This window comes from Tychonema sp. LEGE 06208 (genome assembly GCF_015207505.1).
Classification (GTDB): domain Bacteria; phylum Cyanobacteriota; class Cyanobacteriia; order Cyanobacteriales; family Microcoleaceae; genus Microcoleus.
The window spans coordinates 93,917-100,543 of sequence record NZ_JADEWT010000007.1 but is presented as its reverse complement, the minus strand read 5'-3'; the positions used below and the strand labels follow the sequence as shown (position 1 = coordinate 100,543).

The window sequence follows — 6,627 nt, the reverse complement described above, 5'->3', positions numbered from 1 at the left end:
ATATTCCTGATTGGCTGATGCGACTGGAAGTGTCGATCGCTTATTTAGCACCAGAATATCGGGGTAAAGTAGCTGCAAATCTTCTGTTACCTGCAGATAGCATTAAGCGGCTGCAAAATTTGGAAGCGGCAAATCAGGAATTAGCAGAAAATTTGCCGAAGTGCAAGTTACCGAGTCAATTGGTGCTGCTGCTGAGGAATTATGAGTTGCCGGTGTTAATTGCGATCGCCCTCCAAAGTCCCCGGAGTATCCGCCGTCAGATTTTGGAATATCTCACCAAATGGGCGAATGTCGAGTCGCCTTTAAACGGAAACGACTTGAAGGCTTTGGGTTACAAGCCGGGGCCAGCATTTAAACGGATGTTAGATGATTTGTTGGCGGCTGCGTTGGATGGCCATTTGGGCGATCGGGCTAGTGCGATCGTTTTTTTAGCACAACATTATCCTCAAACTTAGGGGGTGTTGCTGAGTTATATCAAATCCTCTCTTCATCGGAATAGTAAATTCACTGTTGACTGTTGACTGTTAACAGTTAACATCATGAGGAGTGCAACCGGAATTGATATTAGAGTATGAATAGGAGGAATAATATCAAATCCTCTCTTCATCGGAATGATTCAGATATATATTCTCGGACTCTGTGTACTCTGTGTTCTAGCGCCGGTTAAATCACCTGACGATGCAAGCGGAAACGATATAATTTATGCAACGCAAGCGAATGTAAATCAACCCTATCCGTAAAAATGGCAAGAAAAAAGGAAAACAGAACCACATTTGTGTCCAATGTTGTCGTCAATTCATCAATGAGTATGCCCAGCGATGTCAAGCGCGAAACCATCAAACGTGATGGTCTAAAAATGTACGTTAATGGCATAGGTTTACGGGCGATATCACGAGTTAAGAAAGTTCATAATACCACGGTAATAAATTGGGTAAAACAAGTCGAGAAACTGTTACCAGATGTTTATGACCCGGAAGTAATTCCAGAAGTTGGTGAACTCGATGAATTACAAAGTTATCTAAAAAAACAGACAAACTCTTGCTGTGGACAGCGGTGGAACACTTTAGTCCAGGAATTTTAGGATTGGTATTAGGGGATCGTAGCGCTAAGGCATTTGAACCATTATGGGACAACGTAAGTGCATGGAAATGCTATGTTTATGTAACTGATGGATGGTCTGTATATCCCATGTTTATTCCTGATGGAGATCGGATTGTTAGCAAGACTTATCTGACACTCCTTAGAAGGGTAAAATACAAGACTAAGACATTATTTAGCTAGGCTGCATCCCAAGACTCTTTATTCTAAATGTGAGCAAATACTCAAGCATTTTATTAAGGAAGGAAAATTTAATAACTTAAGTGATTGCTCGTTACCAGGAAGAGCCTGGTAATGTTTCTGGGGCGAGGAATATCCTCCTTTGAGGAAGGCAACTTACAGGAGAGAGGACTGTAGGAGGTGTTTAAGTTATTAAGTTTTCGATCCTAAGTTATTAATACATTACTTGAAATTTGACGATATTCCCATGACCGGGGCATTCATACCTTAATTCAGCAACGCCAAAAAGCTAGGTTAGTGCCACTTTCAACTTCTGAGTAATTGCAGGGGACAGTATTTCTGTTACATCAGATTTATCTAAAGGGAACCCAGGTAAAGAGTTATTTAATTTTCATTTTTTGCAGAATCTGCTCTTTGCGCCTAGCAGCAACTTGGGGCCAAGTCAACTCCAAAGCTCGCTTGCGGGCGGAGGCTCCCATCTGAGCGCGCAAATCAGGAGAATTAGATAATTTTCGCAGTCCCTCCACCCAGGCATCCGTATCGTAGGGATCGAGAATTATGCCGTCAATACCATCACGCACCACACCGCCTCCTCCCATCGGCGAAGTAAGAATCGGCAAACCATGACCCATTGCTTCATAGATGACGAGTGCGCTACCTTCCTCAAGACTGGGAAAGGCAAAAAAGTCAGCTTTGCGATAGGCAAAACTGTAGTCAACAGCATAATCAAATTGAACTACATCAGGACGTTTCAGCCAATGACTGCAAGTTTGAGCGATCGCAGGCTCCATCGCTCCAAAAATTGTCAGCGTTCCCTTAATCCCAGCTAGCTCCCAAGCCTTCAAAAGCAAATGAACCCCTTTGCGGACGCAGGCAAAACCTAGGAAAAGGACGTTAACTTCATCCTGCGGCGGTTTTTGAGATTGATAATTGGGGAAACGATGGGGCCACCAACCTTCTGTCGTTACAAGTAGTTTCTCTTCAGGAACCCCGACTTCTTGAAACGATTTTGCTACTATCGGACTAGGACAAAACAGAAAATCAATTAGCTTGAGTTTTTCCTTTTCATCCTGAATATTTTCTGGAGTAACGTTGTGTTGAGGTTCCAATCCCAAGCGAGAGTAAGCATCGTCAAGGATTCTCTTAGATTCGCTTTGATAACTATTAACTCGCTCCAAAACAATTGGCTTGTTCTGCTTGTTAACCCTCTTTACAAAATCTAATGATATACCAGGCCACAAGTATGCCAGATCAAAATCTTTGAAATCTTTGAGAAAACGCTTCTCTGTCTTGATTATGGGAAGACTAGGGCTGCGGTAATATAGTTTTGTCAGAAATGACGGAATTGCTTCCACTACATTGGGGCCGCGACATTCGCGATCGCAACTGGGGACAACCATGCGAGCCTTCAATTCAGGGCCTTGCCATTCTTTGCACACTGAAAAAAATACGTCGCTAATTCCTCGGTTTCGGGAATGTATTGGGAATAAAGCACTCAATTTTAACATATTAATCAGCAGTATTACTCAACGAATCAGGATAATGAAGTATAGCTATTCTCACATAAGCTATTTTGCATTTAAATTGGATATTCGGAACGGTTTCGCGTACCCATCATACAATATTTTGATTGATTTTTGATGCACAATTTAAATGTATAACAGCTTAGATTCGCAAATGACTGTAAATAAAGTTATTAGACGCTGCCCTATTGCTATATAACAACTCTAAAGATGGATCAAACCCAAGAAACTACCTCATTTTTAACTCGAAAGCCTATAGGTCAACCAATTAAAGATCAAAAGCTATCTCCCTCCCAGATACCCGATGTTTTTAACTACCGCCGGGATCTGGGTATTCTGTTTTTTCGGTAGGTTTACAGACCAATTACGAATTACAAAGAAAGCTAATCATGTAAATGCAGCCTGATTTGAGAGCGGGAGTCAAGAGTCAGGAGTAGGATGTTTAATTCTTAAGGAGAGAAGGAATCATCCTATCTCAGGACTTTAGGCGACAGTTGCTAAAACAGGATTTTTAGCTTTGCCAAGGGCCAAACATTTTTTAACACCAGCAATTACATCTTCCACATCTGCATCTGTTAATTTAGCTGAAATCGGCAAGCTAACTGTATGCCGCCCAATGTAGCTAGCATTCGGATAGTCTGCTGTCTGCCATCCAAACATTTTTTGATAGACAGGATGTTCCGGCATACTCATGTAATGTACGCCGACACCAATATTTTCAGCATTAATAGCGTTGAGAAACTCGTCGCGGCTGATTCCTGTTTTCGCTTCATCTACCAGAATTGTGTACAGGTGATAAGCGTGAATCGTATCCGGTTCTGGGTTCGCCGGTACAGTAATCGGCAAATCCGCAAATGCTTCATTGTAGCGCTGCCAAATCTGCTCCCGCCGCTGCCAATAAGGGGTGACTCGTTTTAATTGATGAATGCCGATCGCAGCTTGCAGATCCATCATATTGTATTTAAAGCCGACTTCCACCACTTCGTAGTGCTTGTAACCCGAGTCGCTGAAGCGCTTCCAAGCATCTTTGCTCATACCGTGCAGCGCTAAAATGTTGAGCCTGTCAGAGTCTGCTTGAGCGCGAGCCAGAATCATTCCTCCTTCGCCCGTCGTGATGTTTTTGGTGACATAAAAGCTGAAACATCCGAAGTCGCCAAAAGTGCCTGCTTTCCGTCCCTTGTACTGTGTTTCGATCGCGTGAGCGCAGTCTTCAATCAACTTCAAATTGTGACGGCTAGCAATGGAACAAAGCGCATCCATATCGCAGGGACGACCGGCGAAGTGAACTGGTAAAATCGCCTTAGTTTTGGGAGTTATTTTAGCTTCGACTCGAGCCGGGTCAATATTCATTGTCACCGGATCTACATCCGCCAGTATCGGTGTTGCTCCGGCGTGAATAATCGCATTAACTGTAGCGCAAAAAGTCATCGGAGTAGTAATCACTTCATCCCCTGGTTTCAAGCCAGCAGCGAGGACGCTCAAGTGCAGTCCCGCCGTACAGGAATTAACCGCAACCGCGTACTGGGAACCCTTGTAAGCATTGAATTCGTCTTGAAACTTCCTGACTTTCGGGCCGGTACCCAACCAACCTGTTTTCATGGTTGCCACCACTTCTTGAATTTCAGCATCTTCGATCGAGGGAGCGCCGAAAACCAAGAAACGGTCTTTTGGACGAATAGGATTGTTTTTCATGTTGCTAGTTTTAGCGAGTATATAGAGTCGATGGAATGAAGGTGTACTACCCTGAAATTACGATTTTATTTGGATGTGAGGTGCTGTTAATTAATCCAGTCTCTCACCCTTTCCGTTTTTAACTTTTTTTTGTCAAAAGTTTTGGGCAATGCGTTGCGTAATGTTATCTGTGATACCACTAGCTTACTAATGACTGGTCATTTTTTTTTGCAAGCGCCTGATTCTGACAGCATTTCCATATCTTAAAATACATAATCTGTAATGTCCAGCAGATCGTATTTCTATTTATGGAAGATACAGAAGCTCTCAGCCGCATTTTTTGCTCAAAACAGCCCAAAAATAAACATCATTGTCAACTTTTTATTAACTGTATAACATCTATCCAGGGATAGATTTCAGAGCGAGATTATACGATGTGAGATTTGCTGCTTTTCGATAGGAGATTTGGGACTAACTGATTCCCGTTGGGTTGGGAGCTTGTCTACCGCTGCATTCTTGTTTTAGACTGGTGTTAAAATCAGGAAATTTTGCAAAAATAAAATGTGATTCTGGTGTAATTTATGCAGGTTCCGAAAAATTGTGCGATCGCACAAATCAACGATCCTTGACATAATCCCCTACAATCTAGGCAGACGAATCTTATTCAAAATGTCTTGCAGCCGTTCCGAAACGCCGCCCAATTGTTCTGACAAAGCCACAAGTTTGCCGTAAGCTTCAACTAAACGATCGCCCTCAACATAAACTTCAGCAGCCGGATAATTCCTCATCGCTTCCAGCAGCGTAATCTCGTTATCATTAGTTGCAGACAGCACCAAAGCCGATCTCAAAGCTTCTCGATTTGCATTCCCAGAAGGAGTGCGAATTACCTGACCCACTTCATCGAGAATAATTTCCCCAACCTTACTGTTAAGGGTCCCATCCAAAAACCTTTGATTGACTTTGACCGGTCTCGTCAGATTTCTGCGAACCGCTTCCGGGTCTTGTTTTGCCTGGGACAACAGCATTTCTAACCCGGGCGACATTTTCCCAGTTCCTGCAAAAACTTCTAATTCGCTGACTGGTAAAGTCATTCGGATCGCACTGTATTTGAGCACTACCTTTTCCGCCGCCACCGCCGCACTGCTGTAAAATACAATTCCCGCACCGGCAGCTAAAAATAGCGTCCACCGCACTTTGCAAAATGACCTGCTCATAGTAAAATCTCCCAACAACTTTTTCTAATTAGACTTTGACACACATCTGATTAGATTTTAGATTCTTCGACTTCGCGAGCGAACAAGTTTTAGATTTGGGGATTGGGGATTGGGGATGACTGACGATAAGCAGGATTTGCAGCTTTCCTGCTGTGGCATTATTTTTTGGGAACTGTGCTTGGCTTTGCGCGGGCCCTACTGCCCCAAATACCAAACGCCAGCTCTTCTATCAATGAAGGCTGGCGCTGGGCTGAAATTTGTTTTATATATTTAGGGTCTTTATCAAAGCTGACCCCAATTGAACGAAGTAAAAGCGGCTTATGATTAGGGTCTTTAAATTTGCTGACCCCAATTGAACCCACTCTTTAATCGTGACAGGGATCGATCGCAAACCAGGATTTCGTAATAATTTCTTTATTTTTCTAACTTTTCCTTGCCTCAAATATATTTTTGTGTCGATTGGTAAATTTTTGTTACTTCGACTTGGGCGATCGGGCTTCGGCGCGCTGCTCCAGGCGAAACAAAAACACCATCAGAGCGACGACTCCGACTTGGAGGGCAAAATTTGGCAAAGCAGAGCCTATTTCCCGGCCAGAGGCAATTTGAGCGAGGAAAACCAGACCGCCGATAAAGCCCGAAGCGCCACAAGCTACGTAGACCAACTGCCGCAGAGGCCGGTAGGGAGCGGCTATTTCTGCGGTTAAACGCTCGTATTGTTGGCGGTTGAGGTTGCGGGGGTTTTTTGGGGTGTAGGGGCGATCGTCCGAATTGGGAAGTGGCATAGATTTAGGAAATAAGTAAATTAGGGATTGGGTCAAAAATAACCGATCGAGCAACCGCAGGCGAAAGGCAGATGCAACACAGACAAACGCAGATAATTTGATGCTGAGGAAAGCCTAGGAATTTAATGCAAGTCTACTGTGCGTGGAAATTCTGCGCTC

At 43.5% G+C, this 6,627-nt stretch carries 5 protein-coding genes and 2 pseudogenes; 2 read left to right on the top strand and 5 right to left on the bottom strand.

All coding sequences use genetic code 11. From position 1 onward, the window contains the following. Positions 1 to 455 (top strand): annotated as a pseudogene (locus IQ263_RS03605) (poly(A) polymerase); the annotation flags it as partial. 268 nt (positions 456 to 723) lie between these two features. Then, a pseudogene (locus IQ263_RS03600) lies at positions 724 to 1,393 on the top strand (IS1 family transposase). Positions 1,394 to 1,658: 265 nt separating this feature from the next. On the opposite strand, the gene IQ263_RS03595 reads toward IQ263_RS03600, so the two are convergent. The 5 genes from IQ263_RS03595 to IQ263_RS03580 all read right to left on the bottom strand — a co-directional run bounded on the left by IQ263_RS03595 (position 1,659) and on the right by IQ263_RS03580 (position 6,468). Then, the gene (locus IQ263_RS03595; RefSeq protein ID WP_370588946.1) at positions 1,659 to 2,717 is read right to left on the bottom strand and encodes a glycosyltransferase family 4 protein; all 1,059 of its coding nucleotides are present in this window, start codon (positions 2,715 to 2,717) and stop codon (positions 1,659 to 1,661) included. A 567-nt stretch (positions 2,718 to 3,284) separates the two neighbouring features. Further along, positions 3,285 to 4,493 carry a DegT/DnrJ/EryC1/StrS family aminotransferase gene (locus tag IQ263_RS03590; protein WP_194066208.1) on the bottom strand — a complete coding sequence of 403 codons (1,209 nt, stop codon included), beginning with the start codon at positions 4,491 to 4,493 and terminating at the stop codon, positions 3,285 to 3,287. A gap of 617 nt (positions 4,494 to 5,110) precedes the next feature. Further along, positions 5,111 to 5,686 carry an alpha/beta hydrolase gene (locus IQ263_RS03585; protein ID WP_194066207.1) on the bottom strand — a complete coding sequence of 192 codons (576 nt, stop codon included), beginning with the start codon at positions 5,684 to 5,686 and terminating at the stop codon, positions 5,111 to 5,113. Positions 5,687 to 5,844: 158 nt separating this feature from the next. After that, positions 5,845 to 6,048, bottom strand: a complete 204-nt coding sequence (locus IQ263_RS28155; protein WP_228049766.1) for a hypothetical protein — start codon at positions 6,046 to 6,048, stop codon at positions 5,845 to 5,847. 111 nt (positions 6,049 to 6,159) lie between these two features. Further along, positions 6,160 to 6,468, bottom strand: coding sequence for a DUF3493 domain-containing protein (locus tag IQ263_RS03580; protein ID WP_194066206.1), 309 nt, complete (start codon positions 6,466 to 6,468; stop codon positions 6,160 to 6,162). Positions 6,469 to 6,627 lie beyond the last annotated feature (159 nt).